Consider the following 17,457-nt stretch of genomic DNA (forward strand, 5'->3'; position numbering starts at 1 on the left):
GCCCGAATTGTAACCCAAGGACCGTCACCAGCCCCCAAGCAGAAAACCCATCTAGGTCCCCAGGACCAAACCGTCAAGCCCAAACCCGACAATTTCTTCCAGAACCCCGAAGAGCCGGTCCAGCCAGTCAACCCGGCCTTCCCTCCCGAGCCAGCGTCTCGCCGTCTCGGTGAAGCGGTGTTTAGGGTCAGCGATCGGAGGCCGCAAGCAGAATTTTCGACCTGCCGGAAAAATTCCTGCAAGCGACTGTTCTGTTTGATCTTTTCTCAGGCGCCTTGCGGGCCTTCCAAGAGAATCGCACGGCCAGGTAACAGGCCAGCGACAGAATCGCAGCGCCGATTCCCCGACTCGACCCGACTCGCGGGCAAAGAAAAAGGGCGCGGCCAGCGGCCGCGCCCCCAGATCGTCTCGCGGAAAGACCGCGACTCAGCGCTTCGAGAACTGGAAGGACCGGCGGGCCTTGGCCTTGCCGTACTTCTTCCGCTCGACCACGCGGCTGTCGCGGGTCAGGAAGCCCGCGGCCTTGAGCGGCGCGCGCAGCCCCGGCTCGTGCAGCTGCAGCGCCTTCGAGATGCCGTGCTTGACCGCACCGGCCTGGCCCGACAGCCCGCCGCCCGCAACGGTGGCATAGACGTCGTACTGGCCGGCGACGCCGGCGATGTCGAACGGCTGGCGCAGGATCATCTGCAGCACCGGACGGGCGAAGTACTCGCTCATGTCCTTGCCGTTCACGGTCACCTTGCCCGAACCCGGCTTGACCCAGACGCGGGCGACCGCGTCCTTGCGCTTGCCGGTGGCGTAGGCGCGACCCTGCGCGTCGCGCTGCGGCTCACGCGGGGCGGCGGACAGGCTCTGCGCCTCGGCAGAGGACGACCCCAGCACGCCGCCGGCGTTCGCGGTCACGGCGTCCTTGAGCTGGTCGAGGGATTTGATGTCTTCGGCCATGATCAGGCGCTCCGGGTGTTCTTGGTGTTCATCGACTTGACGTCCAGCACTTCGGGCTGCTGGGCCTCGTGCGGGTGCTGGTCGCCGGCATAGACGCGCAGGTTGGTCATCTGCTGCTTGCCCAGCTTGTTGCGGCTGATCATGCGCTCGACGGCCTTGATCACCACGCGCTCGGGGTGGGCGCCGTCCAGAACCTGCCGCGCGGTGCGGAACTTGATCCCGCCCGGGTGGCCGGTGTGCCAGTAGTAGCGCTTGTCGTCGCGCTTGTTGCCGGTCATCTGCACCTTGTCGGCGTTGATGACGATGACGTTGTCGCCCATGTCCATGTGCGGGGTGAAGGTCGGCTTGTGCTTGCCGCGCAGGCGGCTCGCCACGATCGTCGCCAGGCGGCCCAGAACGACGCCCTCGGCGTCGATCAGGATCCACTTCTTCTCGATGTCCGCCGGTTTCGCGGTGTAGGTCTTCATCTCGGTCTTCCCTTTCGGGGCGGTGTGAAATCGGATGGGCGTGTATCGCGGAACCGCGCCCACGGGTCAAGCGCCGCGGCCGCCATTTTCCCTAGTCCCGCCAATGTCTTGCAAGATGGGTATCTTGATACCGCAGCCAAACCCGCCGTTCTGTCACGCTTTCGGCGGAATCGAGTAGGTCAGCGAGGCCCGCGCGACCGGCGCCTCGTCCCCAACGGACCGGATCAGCACGTCGCCCACCGCCAGCACCCGGCCCAGCTTCAGCATCCGGCACTCAGCCACCAGATCGCGGCCCGCCGCCGGTTTGCGCAGAAAGTCGATGCTGCCGCCGGTCGTGACCGCCAGCGGCACCCGCCCGACCTGCGCCAGCACCGCGGCATACATCGCCAGGTCCGCCAGCTCGAACATCGTCGGCCCCGAGACGGTGCCGCCCGGCCGCAGATGCCGCTCGGCCACCGCGAGGCGCACCCGCGCCCCGTCCGCCCCCGCCTGCTCGATCAGGTAGCCCGCAACCTGCGGAAAGATCTCGGCGAGGTACGCCTCGACCTCGGTTGCGCTCAGTGCCGTCATGCTTGCCCCCCATCGTTGCCGGTCTAGACTGTGCCCGCCATCCACGGGAGGAAACAATGGCCGATCCGCACGCCCCGATGCCCGTCCACCGCGAGGATCGCGGCGCGGTCGCCCGCCTCGTGCTGTCCAGCCCGCAGAACTACAACGCCCTCTCGCGCGAGATGATCGCGGCGCTGCGCGACGCGCTGGACGCCATTGCGGCGGACGAGGCGGTGCGGGTGGTGGTCATCGCCGCCGAGGGCAAGGCCTTCTCGGCCGGCCACGACCTGCGGCAGATGCAGGCCGCCCGCGCCGAGGCCGACGGCGGCCGCGGCGCCTACGAATCGCTCTTTGCCGACTGTGCCGCGCTGATGCAGGCGATCCCCGCCCTGCCGCAGCCGGTCATCGCCGAGGTGCAGGGCATTGCCACCGCCGCCGGCTGCCAGCTCGTCGCCTCGTGCGACATGGCGGTGGCGGCCGAGGGGACGCGCTTCGGCGTCAACGGCGTCAACATCGGGCTGTTCTGCTCGACCCCCATGGTCGCGGTCACCCGCGCCATCCCGGCCAAGGCGGCGTTCGAGCTGCTCACCACCGGCGCCTTCATCGACGCCGCCCGGGCCGCCGAGCTGGGGCTGGTCAACCGCGTCGTCCCCGCCGACCGCCTCACCGCCGAGACGATGGCCCTGGCCGAGACCGTCGCCGCCAAGCTGCCCGCGGCGATCCGCATGGGCAAGCGCGCCTTCCAGGCGCAGCGCGGCCTCTCGCTCGCCGACGCCTACACCCACGCCGGCGAGGTCATGTGCGAGAACATGATGCTGCCTGACACCGACGAGGGGCTGACCGCCTTTCTCGAGAAACGCCCGCCCGCCTGGGCCGATCAGCCGATCAGCGCCAGCGCCGGGAAGGTCTCGAGCAGCCAGTAGCTGATCACCCCCAGCCAGCCGGTCAGCAGCAGCACGCCGACCGCGATCAGCAGCACGCCCGAGACGCGCTCGATCATCCCCATGTGCAGCTTGAGGCGGTTCATCACGCCCATCGAGCGCTCGATGAACAGCGCCGACAGCAGGAACGGGATGCCGAGCCCCAGCGCATAGACGCCCAGAAGCCCCGTCCCCCGCGGCGGGTCGGTGGCGGCCAGCGTCAGGATCATGCTCAGCTGCGGCCCGATGCAGGGCGTCCAGCCGAAGGCGAAGGCGAGGCCCAGCAGATAGGCCCCCATCGCCGTGCCGCCCCGCTCTCCGGTGTCCACCCGCGCCTCGCGGTCGAGGATCGGGATGCGGAAGACGTGCAGGAAATGCAGGCCGAGCAGGATGACGAAGGCGCCCGAGGCCTTCACCAGCAGCGGCTGGTACTGCAGGAACGCCCGGCCGAAGGCCGAGGCGGCATAGCCCATCAGCAGGAACACCGTGCTGAGCCCGAGGACGAAGAACAGCGCCGGCAGCACGGCGCTGCGCTGGCGCTCGCGCAGGGCCGACACCTTCACCCCGGTCATGTAGGCGAGATACGGCGGCACGATCGGCAGCACGCAGGGCGACAGGAAGGACAGCACCCCGGCCGCCAGCGCCACGAGCGCGGCGGGCAGAAAGGCGGCGTCGACGACTTCGATCCCGAACATGGGCGGCACCTTGCAGAATGGGCAGGGGCCGGGAAAGACCCCGGCCCCCGTTCAGTCGGTCACGGCTGCGTCAGCCGAGCGACCACCAGCCGCGGCGCTTGGGCCGCCCGGCCTCGGGTTCGTCGTTGGCGGCGGCCGGCGAAGCCTCGGCCTGCGGTTCACCGGCGGGTTGATCCGCCGAGTCGCCCGCATCGTCGGCAGTCTCGGCCTCTGGCTCGGCATCGGTCACGGCCGCATCGGCCAGTTCCGCGCCGGCGGCAGGCGTTGCCTCCGCCGTAGCCTCGGTATCGGCCTCGGTCACGACCGGCTCGCCCGCGTCCGATTCGGGCAGCACGGCCTCGGGCAGCGCCCCGGCAGAGCCCGCCGCGGCCTCGTCGGCGTCCAGCGCATCGCCCGCGGCGGCCTCGTCGCCACGCGGCGCGCTCGCCTCGGTCGCGGGCGCATCGTCGCCCAGCCCGTCGGCGTTGGCGGGAACACCCCCGGCCTCGTCCAGGTCGGCGACGCCTGCGGGCACGTCGCGGCTTTCGTCCACGATCTCGCCCGCCTTGGTCGCCGCGGCGACCGGCGGCGCGACCGGCGCGGCGCTGTCGTCCTCGACATCCGACTTGCGGCGGCGCGAGCGGCTGCGGCGGCGCGGCTTGGCCCCGGCGTCACCCTCTGCAGTCTCGCCTTCGACGGCCTCACCCTCCACGGCCGCCACCGGGTTTGCCTCGCCCTCGACCGTCCCGGCCCCGGCGTCCGCCTGCGCGGCGTTGTCGTCGTCGCCCTCGCCCGAGCCATTGGCCTCGGCCCCGGTCTCGTCGTCCCCGCGCCCGCCGCGACGGCGGCGGCGACGGCGGCGACGGCCGCGGCCCTCGCCCTCGTCCTCGGACGCCTCGGCCGGCGCCGGCCGGGCGGCCGCGGTCGATTCGGCCTCGTCGGCTTCGGCCTCGGCCACGTCCAGCACCGCCTCGGCGGCATCCTCGGCCTCGTCGATCCGCGCCATCAGATTGGCATCGACCGACAGCGCCGAGGTCACCGGCTCGGGCACCGCCCGTGTCGCCGTCTTGAACTTCTCGAGCGTGAAGTCGGGCGAGATCAGCGCCGGGTCGGCCTCGACCCGCACCGACAGGCCGAAGCGCGACTCGATCATCGCGATGTGCTCGCGCTTCTGGTTCATCAGGAAGTTGGCGACCGCGACCGGCGCCTTGACCAGCACCTCGCGCGAGCGCTTGCGCGTGCCCTCTTCCTCGATCGCCCGCAGGATCGTCAGCGCCATCGAATCGTCCGAGCGGATCAGCCCGGTGCCGTGGCAATGCGCGCAGGGCTGGGTGGTGCTTTCCAGCATCCCCGGCCGCAGCCGCTGGCGGCTCATCTCCATCAAGCCGAAGCCCGAGATGCGGCCGACCTGGATCCGCGCCCGGTCATTCTTCAGCGCATCCTTGAAGCGCTTCTCGACGGCGGCGTTGTTCTTGCGCTCGTCCATGTCGATGAAGTCGATGACGATCAGACCGGCGAGGTCACGCAGCCGCAGCTGGCGGGCGATCTCGTCCGCCGCCTCGCAGTTTGTCTTGTAGGCGGTTTCCTCGATCGAGCCTTCCTTCGTCGCCCGCCCCGAGTTCACGTCGATGGCGACCAGCGCCTCGGTGATGCCGATGACGATATAGCCGCCCGACTTGAGCTGCACGACCGGGTTGAACATCCCCGACAGGTAGCCCTCGACCTGATAGCGCGCGAACAGCGGCATCGGGTCGGTGTAGTGCTTCACCGCCCGCACCTGGTCGGGCATGATCATCGCCATGAAGTCGCGGGCGGTGCGATAGCCGCGCTCGCCCTCGACCCAGACCTCGTCGATCTCCTTGCTGTAGAGATCGCGGATGGTGCGCTTGATGAGGTCGCCCTCTTCGTAGATCGGCGCCGGGGCCATCGACTTGAAGGTCAGCTCGCGGATCTGCTCCCACAGCCGCATGAGGTATTCGTAGTCGCGCTTGATCTCGGTGCGGGTGCGCTGGCTGCCCGCGGTGCGGATGATCAGCCCGGCGCCCTGCGGCACCTCGAGGTCGCCCGCGATTTCCTTGAGCTTCTTGCGGTCGGCGACGTTGGTGATCTTGCGGCTGATCCCGCCGCCGCGGGCGGTGTTGGGCATCAGCACGCAGTAGCGGCCGGCGAGCGACAGATAGGTGGTCAGCGCCGCGCCCTTGTTGCCGCGCTCTTCCTTGACGACCTGGACCAGCATGATCTGCCGGACCTTGATCACTTCCTGGATCTTGTAGCGGCGCGCGCGGGGCTTGCGGGCCGGGCGGATTTCCTCGGCCACGTCCTCTTCGGCGACCGATTCGATCTCGTCGTCGTGATGGTCGTCGTCGCCCTCGCCCGAGTCGCGGGCCTCGGTATTGCGGGCCTCGGGGGCGCCGGTTTCGGGGCTGGCCTCGACGGCATCGGCGTCGCCGCCCTGGCCTTCGACGGTCGGGTCGACCACGTCGCCGCCGGCGGCCGAGAAGCCCTGCTCGATGGCGGCGTCCTCGGCGTCGGTCTCGATGACCTCCATCCCGGCGATCTCGGCGGTGGTGACGGCGTCGCCCGCGGGGGCGCGCTCGGCGCGCTCACCGCCGTTGTCGCGGCTGCGGCGCGAGCGGCCCGAGCCGCGGCGTTCGCGCGAGGATTCCTCGGCCTCGGCGGCCTCGGCGGCGGCGCGATCCTCTTCGATCAGGGCCCGGCGGTCGGCGGCGGGGATCTGGTAATAGTCCGGGTGAATCTCGGCGAAGGCGAGGAAACCGTGGCGGTTTCCGCCGTAATCCACGAACGCTGCCTGCAGCGAGGGTTCGACCCGCGTGACCTTTGCCAGGTAGATGTTGCCAGCCAGCTGGCGCTTGTTCAGGGTCTCGAAATCAAAATCGTCGACCCGCGTTCCATCGGCCACGACCACCCGAGTTTCCTCGGCGTGGGTGGCGTCGATCAACATCTTCTTTGCCATGTATCTTGCTTTCGCGCAGCCCTCCGCGTCCTGCCGTGCAGGGGGAAAGAGAGGGGGTGCGTGTTGATGCGGACGCGGGGCGCGCAAGCGGGGATGGGGACATGGCCGGTCCGGCCGACAGGGCCGCCGGACCGTGATGGCCCCGCAACCCCTTGAAAACCCTGCCCGTCGCGCGATCCATCGCGTCTGTTACCTCTTGCCCGGAACGGCCCCGAGGGGCCCGCGCCGGGCGGCGAATGTTCTGATCCGCGGACGGATGCCCGGCCGGATCGGCTTTCTCTGCGCGACCTGCCCCGAGCCCGAAGGCCCGGACGCGAGTGGCCGCGCTGCGAAACTGGCGGACGGCGGACCGCGGAATGGCGGTCGCGGATCGTCCTGCCTGCAACATAGGCGCGGGGGGGCGGGATTGACAATGGATAACCGTCGGCATTCCCCGGCGCCGCCCCTCAAGCCCCTGCGATGCGAACCGAAAGCCGATGCACGACACATGCAGCGTTCGTGCATCGTTCATGCAACGTTCGTGCACAGTTCATGCGAACGATCATGCGGCAAGCACACGCGGGCGCCCCGCAGCGGCCTTACAGGTAGTCGCCGCGGCTCAGGCCGTATTTCGCCATCTTCTCGTTCAGCGTCCGGCGCGGCAGGCACAGCTCGTCCATCACCGCCGAGATGGCGCCCTTGTGGCGGCGCATGGTGTTGTCGAGCAGCATCTTCTCGAAGCTCTCGACGTATTCCTTGAGCGGCTTGCCCTCGGTCGTCGTCGCGTCCGCGGTCTGGCTGTCGTAGCCGTCGGCCATCAAGAGCGAGGCGATCGAGCCCGAGCCGCGGCGGTTCTGCAGCACCGCGCGCTCGGCCACGTTGATGAGCTGGCGGACATTGCCCGGCCAGGGCGCCTGCAGCAACTGGGCGGCCTCCTGCGCGGTCACCTGCGGCGGCTCGCAACCGTATTCGTCGGCGAACTGCTCGGTCATGCGGGTGAAGAGCGACAGGATGTCCTCGCCGCGCTGGCGCAGCGGCGGCAGGGTGATCTTGAGCGCCGAGAGCCGGTAGAACAGGTCGGGGCGCAGGCTGTCCTCGGCCCGCCGCCCCTCGCCGCGGGCGTTCGAGATGGCGATGATCCGGGTCTCGGCCGGCTGGCCCTGATCGGCGATGAACGCCAGCAGCCGGGCCTGCAACGGCTCGGACAGCGCGTCGATGTCCTCGAGGCACAGGGTCCCGCCGCGGGCTTCCTCGACCGCGGGCAGGCCGTCCTCGACCGGGCCGAAGAGCCGGGTGGCGAGCAGGTCGTCGCTGTAGGCCGCGCACGAGATCGGCACGAACTTCTTCGACGCCCGCGGCCCGACGGCGTGCAGCGCGTGGGCGACCAGCGTCTTGCCGGTGCCGGTCTCGCCGTCGATCAGCACGTGGCCGTCGGCCTGGCCGAGGTCGAGGATGTCCTCGCGCAGCCGCTCCATCGCCGGGCTGGCGCCGACGAGCTTCGACATGACCTGCTGCCCCTCGGACAGGTCCCGGCGCAGCGCCCGGTTGTCCAAGGTGATCCGCCGCGCCAGCGTGGCCTTTTTCGCCAGTTCGGTCATGCGGTCGGGGTTGAAGGGCTTCTCCATGAAGTCCATCGCCCCGAGGCGCATCGCCTCGACCGCCATCGGCACGTCGCCGTGGCCGGTGATCATGATGACCGGCAGGCCCGAATCCTGCCCCATCAGCCGCTTGAGGAAGGCCATTCCGTCCATCCCCGGCATGCGGATGTCCGAGATCACCACCCCCGGCCAGTCCGGGCCGATGGCCTTGAGCGCGTCCTCGGCACTGGGGAAGGTCTCGGTGCGGAAGCCCGAGAGGCTCAGCCACTGGCTGATCGATTCGCGCATGTCGGGCTCGTCGTCGACGATCGCCACGGTCATGGTCTGGGCCATAGGTTGCGTCCCTTTCGTCATTCCGCCGCCAGCGGCCGGGCGCTGCGCGCGCCGGGTTCGTAGAGCGGGAGTTCCACATCGAACACCGCACCGCCGCTGTCGCGGTTGTGCGCGGTCATCCGACCGCCGAAGTCGGCCACGATGCCCGATGAAATCGCAAGACCAAGCCCCGTGCCCTCGCCCGGCTGCTTGGTCGTCCAGAAGGGTTCAAACAGCTTTTCGAGGTCCGCGACACCCGGCCCGTTGTCGCGCACCGACAAATGCGCGTGAGACAGCCGGTCCACCACCAGCTCGATCGAGGGATCGCGGACCCGCTTGGTCGCGTCCATCGCGTTGCGGATCAGGTTGATGATGACCTGTTCCAGCCGGATGCGGTCGCAGAGCACCATCACCGGCTCGCGCGGCAGCGAGCGTTGCAGGCGGACCCGGCGGTGGCGCAGCTGCGGCTCCATCATCGTGAGCGCGCCGGAGAGCGCCACGCGCAGGTCCACCGGCTCGAACGCTTCGCCGCCCTTGCGGGCATAGGACTTGAGCTGCCGGGTGATCGTCCCCATCCGCTCGAGCAGGTCGTCGATGCGCTGGAACGAGGTCAGCGCCTCGTCGCCGCGGTCACGCTCGATCAGCAGGCGGGCGCCGGCGAGATAGGTCTTCATCGCCGCGAGTGGCTGGTTCAGCTCGTGGCTGACGCCGGCCGACATCTCGCCCAGCGCGGCCAGCTTGGAGGCCTGCTGCACGGTCTGCTCGGCCACCCGCAGCTCGTTCTGGACCCGCTCGCGCTCGGCGATCTCACGCGTCAGGCGGCTGTTCAGCGCCCTCAGCTCCGCCGATTCGCGGCGGTAACGGGCCGACTGCACCCGCGCCCGGCGCGAGAGGACGTAGAACCCGGCGGCCAGCAGGATGGCGAAGCCCATGATCTCGAGCGCGAGGAAGGCGTTCACCCGCTCACGGATCGAATCGAAGGTGGTGAAGAGCGTCATCCGCCAGCCGCGGAAGGGTATCCGCGTCTCGGACTGCATCACCGCCTTGCCGCGGACATAGGCGTCGGCGGGGCGGGTGGACCAGTCGGCGGTGACCTGGAAGGCGCGTTCGATGGCCGAGGGGGCCGAGCGGACGGCGAGCGCGTCCTTGAGCGTCAGCCCGCGCCAGCGCGGCTCGGTCGACAGGATGATCCGCCCCTCGCTGTCGGTGACGGCCACGGCGTCCGAGATCCCCGACCACGACCGCTCGAGCCGCGTGAGGTCGGCGCCGACGACGATCACCCCCAGCGTCTTGCCGTCATGGATCACTGCCCGCGAATAGGTGAAGTCGTAGCCGCCGGTCTCGGATTCCGACACCGTGAACACGGTGTCGTTGGTCCTGAGCGCATCGACGTAGAAGGGCGCGAGCACATAGTTCGTGCCCAGCACCCGCCGGTCGGTGGCGCCCACCGTGCGGCCCGAATTGTCGAGCAGCCGGATCGAGGCGGCGCCGATCTCTTTCTGCGCGCCGATCAGCCGGGCCGAGATGGTCGAATAGTCCTTGCCGTTGAGTGAGCCGATCAGCGCCGGGTCGCGGGCCAGCAGCAGCGGCACGACCGAGGTGCGCTGCAGTTCCGAGAGCAGGTTGCCGGTGTAGAGCGCCGAGCGCAGCTCGGACCGGACGCGGGTGTTTTCCGAGAATCGGTCGGTGAGCCAGAGGTTCGTCCACCAGATCGCGCCGATGGCGGCGATCAGCAGGGTGACGATGCCGATCCGGTTGACGATGCGGAATCGCCCCGGCGTGCGCAACCGCATGGCGGCGCCGTCGGTGTCCTCGGTCAGGGGCGCCGCGTCGGTCATGGGCGGAAATCTAGGCGCAGGCGGGGCCTCGCTCAAGCGGGGTGCGTGCGAAGGGGGCCTGGGCGCCCCGCGCTCAGGCGGCGGCGGTCGCGTCCAACAGCCCGCGGAACAGCCGCGCGCCGTCGGCGCCGCCATGCGCGGCCTCGGCCGCGCGCTCGGGGTGGGGCATCATGCCGAGCACGCGGCGGTTCTCGGACAGCACGCCCGCGATGTCGGCGACCGAGCCGTTGATCGGCGTCGCATAGGTCAGCGCGATCCGCCCCTCGCCCTTGAGGCGGGCGAGGCCCTCGGGGTCGATCTGGTAGTTGCCGTCGTGGTGGGCGACCGGCAGGCTCAGCCGCTCGCCGGCCGAGAAGGCGCCGAGGAACGGGTTGTCGCGGCTGGCGACCCGCAGCGTGGCGTCCTTGCAGACGAAGGTGAGGCCGGCGTTGCGCATCAGCGCGCCGGGCAGCAGGCCGAGCTCGGTCAGCACCTGGAAGCCGTTGCAGATCCCCAGCACCATGCCGCCGCGCCCGGCGTGGGCGCGGATCGCCGCCGCGATGGGCGAGCGCGCCGCGATCGCCCCGCAGCGCAGGTAGTCGCCGAACGAGAACCCGCCCGGCACCGCCACGAGGTCGGTGCCTGCCGGCAACGCGTCGTCCTTGTGCCAGACGCGGGCGACGTCGGCCCCGGCCGCGGCCAGCGCCACCGCGAGGTCGCGGTCGCAGTTCGACCCGGGAAAGGTGATGACGGCGGCTTTCATCGCGGGAGACTCCGGAACCATGCGGGTTGGGGTGGAGATAGCGCCGGGCGGCCGGGTTGGGAAGGGCGGAACCGTGCCGCCGGGGACGGGTTCGGCTTGCGGAGACATCTGACTAAAGGAGGAGCCGCCATGCACCTGAGCCGACGCCAGACCCTCGCCGCCTGCGCCGCGGCCGCCGCCCTGCCCGGGGCGCTGTGGTCCCGCCCCGCCCGCGCCGCCGCGGCCATGCCCGCCGCCGCAAGCCTGACGCCTCCGGCGTTCCTGACCCCGATCGAGCACGCGAGCCTGATCCTGACGCTCGGCGGGCGGCGCATCGCTATCGATCCGGTGGGCGACGCGGCCCGCTATGGCGCGGTCGAGGCAATCCTCGTCACCCACGAGCACCCCGACCACCTCGACCCCGAGACGCTGGCGGCGCTCGCCGGCGACAGCGTGCCGCTGATCGTCAACCCCGCCGTCCACGCCAAGCTGCCCGAGGCGCTCAAGGCCCGCGCCACGGCGATGGAGAACGGCGCCGAGGGCGACGTTCTGGGCCTGCCGCTGACCGCGGTGCCGGCCTACAACACCACCCCCGACCGGCTGCAGTACCACCCCAAGGGGCGCGACAACGGCTATGTGATCGACGCCCCCGAGGGGCGGATCTACGTCGCCGGCGACACCGAGGACACGCCGGAGTTCCGGGCCCAGACGGGCATCTCGCTGGCGCTGGTGCCGATGAACCTGCCCTACACCATGACGGCGGCGCAGGCGGCCTCGGGCGTGGCCGAGATGAACCCGCGCCGGGTCATTCCCTATCACCACCGCGGCACCAACCCGGCCGAGTTCGGGGCGCGGCTGGCGGCGATGGGCTCGTCCGTGCAGGTGCTGCTGCTCGACTGGTACCCCGAGGTTGCGGACCCCACCGGCAAGGCTCCCGACTAGGGCCCGAACGGTCAGGGCCGAAAACGACAACGGCCGGGCACAGGGCCCGGCCGTCTTTCGCCTCGGCGCGCTGGATCAGCCCGCGAGCGCCTTGTTCAGGTACTCGTCCACCTTCTCGAGGTAGCCCATCGTGGTCAGCCATTTCTGGTCCGGCCCGACCAGCATGGCGAGGTCCTTGGTCATGTGGCCGTCCTCGACCGCCTGCACGGTGACGCGCTCGAGCGTCTCGGCGAAGCGCTTGAGCTGGTCGTTGCCGTCGAGCTTCGCGCGGTGCTTGAGGCCGCCGGTCCAGGCGAAGATCGAGGCGATCGAGTTGGTCGAGGTCTCCTTGCCCGCCTGATGCTGGCGGTAGTGGCGCGTCACGGTGCCGTGCGCGGCCTCGGATTCCACGGTCTTCCCGTCCGGCGTCATCAGCACCGAGGTCATCAGGCCCAGCGAGCCGAAGCCCTGCGCCACGGTGTCCGACTGCACGTCGCCGTCGTAATTCTTGCAGGCCCAGACATAGCCGCCCGACCACTTGAGCGCCGAGGCCACCATGTCGTCGATCAGCCGGTGCTCATAGGTGATGCCGGCGGCCTTGAACTTGTCGGCGAACTCGGCGTCGAACACCTCCTGGAACAGGTCCTTGAAGCGGCCGTCATAGGCCTTGAGGATGGTGTTCTTGGTCGAGAGATAGACCGGATAGCCGCGGTTCAGGCCGTAGTTCATCGACGCCCGCGCGAAGTCGCGGATCGAATCGTCGAGGTTGTACATCGCCATGGCGACGCCCGACGACGGGGCCTGAAAGACCTCGTGCTCGATCGTCTCGCCGTCCTCGCCGACGAACCTGATGGTCAGCGTGCCCTTGCCGGGGAAGCGGAAGTCGGTGGCCTTGTACTGGTCGCCGAAGGCGTGGCGGCCGACGATGATCGGCTGGGTCCAGCCCGGCACCAGCCGCGGCACGTTCTTGCAGATGATCGGCTCGCGGAAGATCACGCCGCCGAGGATGTTGCGGATCGTGCCGTTCGGCGACTTCCACATCTTCTTGAGGCCGAACTCTTCGACGCGGGCCTCGTCGGGGGTGATGGTCGCGCATTTGACGCCGACGCCGTACTGCTTGATCGCGTTGGCCGCATCGATGGTGATCTGGTCCTCGGTCCGGTCGCGCTCTTCGATCCCGAGGTCGTAATATTTCAGGTCGATGTCGAGATAGGGCAGGATCAGCTTCTGCTTGATGAAGTCCCAGATGATCCGGGTCATCTCGTCGCCGTCGAGCTCGACGACGGGGTTGTCTACCTTGATCTTGGTCATGGGGCGCCCCTCGGGTCTGCGGAATCGGATGGGTTCGTCGCGCGCGTCATAGCGCAGGATGCGGCCGAGGGAAAGGGTTGTATGCCGTGGTATACAACTCTCGCCGACGGGTTCGTGAGCGCCGCGCCGGTTCGGGGGTGCTAGGCTGGCGCGACTCGGCCCGAGGTGCCCCATGCGACGCCTGATCCTCGCCCTCTGCCTTGCCGCGACGCCTGCGGCGGCCGCGCCCTGCTGCGATCCGGCGAGCCCGTTTCGCGCGGGCGAGGCGATGCCCGCGACCAACGCCACCTGCGCGACGCTGCCCGGCTGGGCGGCGCGGGCGCCCCGGACCGACGCGCGCGTCTCGATGGCGATCGAGGGGCGGGTGACCTCGGCCGAGGCCGACGAGGTGCTCGCCTATGTGGCGATGTGCGAGGATGCGCCGGTGACGGTCGTCTGCGTCACCTACCTGCCGCTCGCGCACGCCCCGGGCGACTGGCTGGTGCTGGCGGGCGGCTACAACCGGGCCGAGCCGGGGCTGGTGGTGCTCGACCCCTGCCTGCCCTTCGTGCCCGATCAGGCCGGTTGATCCGCGACGGCGGGTGGACCGTCCCCAAGCGGGGACGGTCCGTGCGCGACGGCTCAGGGCTTGGCGGGTGCCGCGCCGTGGTCGTGGCCCGGGGCCGCGTGGTCGTGGGCCGCCGGGGCCGCCGGGGCGGCGAGAGCCATCGCGGCGTGGTCGTGCCCGGCCTCGGCCGGGGCCGCGGTGACGGTCAGCCCGGGCGCCGGGTAGCGGGGCTCGGGCTGGCCGGGGACGGCGACCTCGGTCCAAGCCACCTGCCCGTTGGCGCAGGTCTGCGTCACCGGCACCACCAGCTCGGTGCCCGGCGCCAGCTCGGGGCCGACAGCGGCGCGGAAGGCGAACTCGTCATACCAGGCGTCGGGCAGCTCGCCCGTCCAGGTGATCTTGCGGACGCCCTCGGTCATCACCTTGCCGTGGTTGTCATAGGGGGTCGCATAGGCGCCGGTCTCGGTGGCCAGCGTCCAGTCGGCCTTGGGCATGGGCTTCGCGGCATAGAGCCCCTCGGGCAGCGCGATCGCCACGGTCAGCGTGGCCTGCCCGTCGCAGCCATGCGGCACGCGCAGCACCATCTTGGCGGTCTTGCCGGCGGCGACCTCGGGCGTCTCGAAGCTGGCATGGGCCTGGGCGGAGAGCGGGGCGGCCAGGGCCGCGGCCACGGCGAGCGCCGCGGTCAGGAGTTGGGTTTTCATCTGGATGTGTCCTTGAAGATCGTGGGTCGGTGCGGCCCCGCGGGGCCGCCGTGTCGATCATCAGGCGCGCGGCGGGCCGCAGGCGCAGGGACAGGGGCGGGGGCGCACCAGCGCGAGCCGTCGGGGTCGGACCGCACTGCGCCGGCGGACCACGCGTGCGGCGTTGCGCCCAAGAACGGGCGGGACAGCGCAGAGCGCCGCTCCGGCGAGGACGCAGGCGAGACAATGGACCGGAGTGCTGTCCGGGTCGTCCCCCGGCGGATGGCCGCAGATCTCGCCCATAGCGGCGGTGAAGGCGATTGAGTCGAGCGACGCGACCGGGCTCGCGATCGGGCGCGGACCACTCAGCGCGACCGCCAGGACCGCAACAAGGGCGATCAACCCAGCCCGGCCGCGGGCCAGCGCCGCCAGCCGGGCCATGACAGCCATCCCCGGCCCACGCAACCGCGAGGGAGGCAGCGCAGGCGAGGGGTGAGTGCGGCGGAGGATCATGGTCGCGCTGGTCGTAGCGCCAGGATGCCGGGGCAGGCAAGCCGCAACTTGTCGTCAGGCAACGAAAAAGGGCCGCACGAGGCGGCCCTTGGGATCGAGTGTTCGACGGTTCAGGCTTTGCGGCGGCGCACCGCGGCGAGGCCGGCGAGGCCGGCGAACAACAGCACGCCACTGGCCGGCAGCGGCACCGGGGCCGGCTGCGGATCGGCAGGAACCTCGATGTTGGTCAACAGATCCTGCGACCGCGGCGAAACGAGCGCCACGAAGCGCTTCTCGACCGTCCAGGTCGGGAGCTTCTCGATCCACGCCTCGGCCATGTTTCGATAGCTGTAGTCCCAGAAGCCGCTGAAGCCGGCCTGGAAACTGCCGTTTTCGAGCGACAGTTTCGAGCCCTTCTCGGTCGTGATCTCCCACAGCGCGAGCTGGAAGGCGACGGCGGCCTTGCTGGTCTTCACATCGTTATAGGCGTTCGCGAAGAGCTTGCCGATGTTGCTAGCCACCGCCGGCGAAAGTGCGGCGGGGGTCACGGCGGCAACGGAATCGGCGCCCGCAACAACGGTCTTGTAGGCGGCGTTGAGGTTCAGGGACTGCGCCACGTCGATGCAGAACGCATTGAACTTGGTCCGCCAGCCCTTGCCGTCGGTTGCCTCGAGCCGGAACATCCCGAGGTTCGTGGCATTCCAGGTGAACCCCCCGTTCACCGAATACCAGTGCCGGCCCCACAAGGGATTCTTGTTGTCCGAGTCGCGGAAGACGCCGGACTCGTTGTAGACCGAGCTCTGCTGGGACAGCGACACGTCCGCCGGCAGCGTCGCGGCCGTCGCGGCCGTCGCGGCCATGCCCGAGAAAAGCGAAAGGGCCGCAGCTGCGGCCAGGGTCTTGATGCGGAACGTAATCATTGTGAACCTCTTGCGTACCGGGCAGGACTAGCGGGAGCGTGGCCGATACCCAACCTGTCGTTTTGGACAGGTGTCTCTCGGATAGTCTCAGACGCGGCCAGAATGAAGGGCTGTCGGCGACCGTCAGGAAAAATACCGCTCGGCCCGCGTCCAGAGCCAGCGCCAGAGCCGCGGCGCCCCGCGCTCGACCCGGGCGCCGACGAGCCTGAGGAACCCCTCGCGCTCGACCCCGTAGTCGCGCCAGCCGCGGCCGTCGTTGGCGAGGATGTGGGCCACCGGCTGCGCCCGGTCGAGCGCCTTGGCGAAGATCGCGTCGGTGGTCTGCACGGCCTCGAACTCGGCCCAGAGGGCGCGGAACTCGGCCGCCTGGTCGGGCGGCAGCAGGCCGAAGATGCGGTCGGCGGCGGCCTCCTCGGCGGCGGCCTGGGCGAAGGGGTCATAGTCGCCGTGGATCGGGGTGTCGCCGGCGTCGATCTCGACCAGGTCGTGCAGGATCAGCATCCGCATCACCCGGTCGATCCGCACCCCCTCGGGCGCCTGGTCGGCCAGCACCATCGCATAGAGCGCGAGGTGCCAGCTGTGCTCGCCCGAGTTCTCGGGCCGCGAGCCGTCGACCAGCGTCGTCGCCCGCAGCACGTGCTTGAGCCGGTCGGCCTCGAGCAGGAAGGCCATCTGCCGGTCGAGCCGCGCGGCGGCGCCTGCCTGGTCCAGATGCCCCGGGGTCAGGGGCCGAGCCCCGGGGGCGCCGTCGCTCACCGCGTGGTCTCGGTCAGGCGGCGGCGGACGTAGGACTGCACCGTCTCGATCATCGGCGCCATGTGCGCCTCGTCGTCGCGGAAGAAGTGGTCGGCGCCCTCGATCTCGGTGTGGGTGACGGTGATCCCCTTCTGCTCGCGCAGCTTGGCGACCAGCGCGTGGGTGTCCTTGGGCGGCGCCACCCGGTCGGCGGTGCCGTTGATGATGATCCCCGAGGACGGGCAGGGCGCGAGGAAGCTGAAGTCGTACATGTTCGCCGGCGGCGCCACCGAGACGAAGCCGGTGATCTCGGGCCGCCGCATCAGAAGCTGCATCCCGATCCACGCGCCGAAGCTGAACCCCGCGACCCAGCAGTGCTTCGAGTTGGGGTTCAGCGCCTGCAGATAATCGAGCGCCGAGGCCGCGTCCGACAGCTCGCCCACGCCCTGGTCGAACTCGCCCTGGCTGCGGCCCACGCCGCGGAAGTTGAAGCGCAGGACGGTGAAGCCCATGCGGTGGAAGGCGTAGTGCAGGTTGTAGACGACGCGGTTGTTCATCGTCCCGCCGTACTGGGGATGCGGGTGCAGGACGATGGCGATGGGGGCGTCGGGTTTGGCCTGCCGGTGGTAGCGGCCCTCGAGACGGCCTTCGGGTCCGGGAAAGATCAGTTCGGGCATGGTTCCTCAACTGGGATGGCCGCGGCAGATCGACGCTGGCTCGGGTGGCCCAAGGGCGGCTTTCTTGACGCTTGAGCCCGCGGACCTTAGACGGGACTTGGATGGCGCGGGCCGGTTTCGCAAGACCGGGTCGGCGCGGGCTTAGCGCAGGCCCCGCGCGCGCGTCAATCGCCGCGCACCCCGACCGCAGCCGC

General features: G+C 70.1%; 16 protein-coding genes. 3 read left to right on the forward strand and 13 right to left on the reverse strand.

What is annotated here, in order from left to right:
• Positions 1 to 426 precede the first annotated feature (426 nt).
• The 3 genes from rpsI to ACFHYO_RS06735 all read right to left on the reverse strand — a co-directional run bounded on the left by rpsI (position 427) and on the right by ACFHYO_RS06735 (position 1,982).
• A complete protein-coding gene (rpsI, locus tag ACFHYO_RS06725; protein WP_036701998.1) occupies positions 427 to 945 on the reverse strand; it encodes a 30S ribosomal protein S9 in 519 nt (172 codons plus the stop codon).
• Between the two features lie 2 nt (positions 946 to 947).
• Positions 948 to 1,412, reverse strand: a complete 465-nt coding sequence (gene rplM, locus ACFHYO_RS06730; RefSeq protein WP_036702000.1) for a 50S ribosomal protein L13 — start codon at positions 1,410 to 1,412, stop codon at positions 948 to 950.
• A 153-nt stretch (positions 1,413 to 1,565) separates the two neighbouring features.
• Positions 1,566 to 1,982: a PaaI family thioesterase gene (locus tag ACFHYO_RS06735; protein ID WP_394319264.1), complete on the reverse strand. Its 417-nt coding sequence runs from the start codon at positions 1,980 to 1,982 to the stop codon at positions 1,566 to 1,568.
• Between the two features lie 56 nt (positions 1,983 to 2,038).
• Here ACFHYO_RS06735 and ACFHYO_RS06740 point away from each other — a divergent pair, with 56 nt between their 5' ends.
• Positions 2,039 to 2,884 (forward strand): enoyl-CoA hydratase, encoded by an 846-nt coding sequence (locus ACFHYO_RS06740; RefSeq protein ID WP_394319266.1) that lies wholly within the window; start codon positions 2,039 to 2,041, stop codon positions 2,882 to 2,884.
• Here ACFHYO_RS06740 and ACFHYO_RS06745 read toward each other — a convergent pair.
• From ACFHYO_RS06745 to purQ, 5 genes are all read right to left on the reverse strand, one after another.
• The gene (locus ACFHYO_RS06745; protein ID WP_394319268.1) at positions 2,839 to 3,576 is read right to left on the reverse strand and encodes a cytochrome c biogenesis CcdA family protein; all 738 of its coding nucleotides are present in this window, start codon (positions 3,574 to 3,576) and stop codon (positions 2,839 to 2,841) included. The two genes, ACFHYO_RS06740 and ACFHYO_RS06745, sit on opposite strands and share 46 nt — an antisense overlap.
• 70 nt (positions 3,577 to 3,646) lie before the next feature.
• The gene (locus tag ACFHYO_RS06750) at positions 3,647 to 6,529 is read right to left on the reverse strand and encodes an Rne/Rng family ribonuclease (RefSeq protein ID WP_394319270.1); all 2,883 of its coding nucleotides are present in this window, start codon (positions 6,527 to 6,529) and stop codon (positions 3,647 to 3,649) included.
• Positions 6,530 to 7,107: 578 nt separating this feature from the next.
• A complete protein-coding gene (locus ACFHYO_RS06755) occupies positions 7,108 to 8,439 on the reverse strand; it encodes a sigma-54-dependent transcriptional regulator (protein ID WP_036702008.1) in 1,332 nt (443 codons plus the stop codon).
• A gap of 17 nt (positions 8,440 to 8,456) precedes the next feature.
• On the reverse strand, positions 8,457 to 10,256 hold the full coding sequence (locus ACFHYO_RS06760) for a sensor histidine kinase (RefSeq protein WP_081962647.1): 1,800 nt from the start codon (positions 10,254 to 10,256) through the stop codon (positions 8,457 to 8,459).
• Positions 10,257 to 10,329: 73 nt separating this feature from the next.
• On the reverse strand, positions 10,330 to 10,998 hold the full coding sequence (purQ, locus tag ACFHYO_RS06765; RefSeq protein ID WP_394319272.1) for a phosphoribosylformylglycinamidine synthase subunit PurQ: 669 nt from the start codon (positions 10,996 to 10,998) through the stop codon (positions 10,330 to 10,332).
• A gap of 129 nt (positions 10,999 to 11,127) precedes the next feature.
• Here purQ and ACFHYO_RS06770 point away from each other — a divergent pair, with 129 nt between their 5' ends.
• Complete coding sequence (locus ACFHYO_RS06770) at positions 11,128 to 11,919, forward strand: MBL fold metallo-hydrolase (protein ID WP_394319274.1); 792 nt, start codon at positions 11,128 to 11,130, stop codon at positions 11,917 to 11,919.
• A gap of 75 nt (positions 11,920 to 11,994) precedes the next feature.
• On the opposite strand, the gene ACFHYO_RS06775 is transcribed toward ACFHYO_RS06770, so the two are convergent.
• Entirely contained in the window at positions 11,995 to 13,209 is a 1,215-nt protein-coding gene (locus ACFHYO_RS06775) for an NADP-dependent isocitrate dehydrogenase (RefSeq protein ID WP_394319276.1), read from the reverse strand.
• Between the two features lie 172 nt (positions 13,210 to 13,381).
• Here ACFHYO_RS06775 and ACFHYO_RS06780 point away from each other — a divergent pair, with 172 nt between their 5' ends.
• On the forward strand, positions 13,382 to 13,777 hold the full coding sequence (locus tag ACFHYO_RS06780) for a hypothetical protein (RefSeq protein ID WP_394319278.1): 396 nt from the start codon (positions 13,382 to 13,384) through the stop codon (positions 13,775 to 13,777).
• A 53-nt stretch (positions 13,778 to 13,830) separates the two neighbouring features.
• Here the strand turns inward: ACFHYO_RS06780 and ACFHYO_RS06785 are convergent, their stop codons facing one another.
• The 4 genes from ACFHYO_RS06785 to ACFHYO_RS06800 all read right to left on the reverse strand — a co-directional run bounded on the left by ACFHYO_RS06785 (position 13,831) and on the right by ACFHYO_RS06800 (position 17,263).
• Positions 13,831 to 14,460, reverse strand: a complete 630-nt coding sequence (locus tag ACFHYO_RS06785) for a YcnI family protein (RefSeq protein ID WP_394319280.1) — start codon at positions 14,458 to 14,460, stop codon at positions 13,831 to 13,833.
• A gap of 602 nt (positions 14,461 to 15,062) precedes the next feature.
• On the reverse strand, positions 15,063 to 15,851 hold the full coding sequence (locus tag ACFHYO_RS06790) for a VPLPA-CTERM sorting domain-containing protein (protein WP_394319282.1): 789 nt from the start codon (positions 15,849 to 15,851) through the stop codon (positions 15,063 to 15,065).
• A gap of 123 nt (positions 15,852 to 15,974) precedes the next feature.
• Positions 15,975 to 16,523, reverse strand: coding sequence for an HD domain-containing protein (locus tag ACFHYO_RS06795; RefSeq protein ID WP_394319438.1), 549 nt, complete (start codon positions 16,521 to 16,523; stop codon positions 15,975 to 15,977).
• Positions 16,524 to 16,603: 80 nt separating this feature from the next.
• Complete coding sequence (locus tag ACFHYO_RS06800) at positions 16,604 to 17,263, reverse strand: alpha/beta hydrolase (protein ID WP_036709521.1); 660 nt, start codon at positions 17,261 to 17,263, stop codon at positions 16,604 to 16,606.
• Between the last annotated feature and the right edge of the window lie 194 nt (positions 17,264 to 17,457).

It is taken from the genome of Paracoccus panacisoli (genome assembly GCF_042435015.1).
In the GTDB taxonomy this organism is placed as follows: Bacteria; Pseudomonadota; Alphaproteobacteria; order Rhodobacterales; family Rhodobacteraceae; genus Paracoccus; species Paracoccus panacisoli.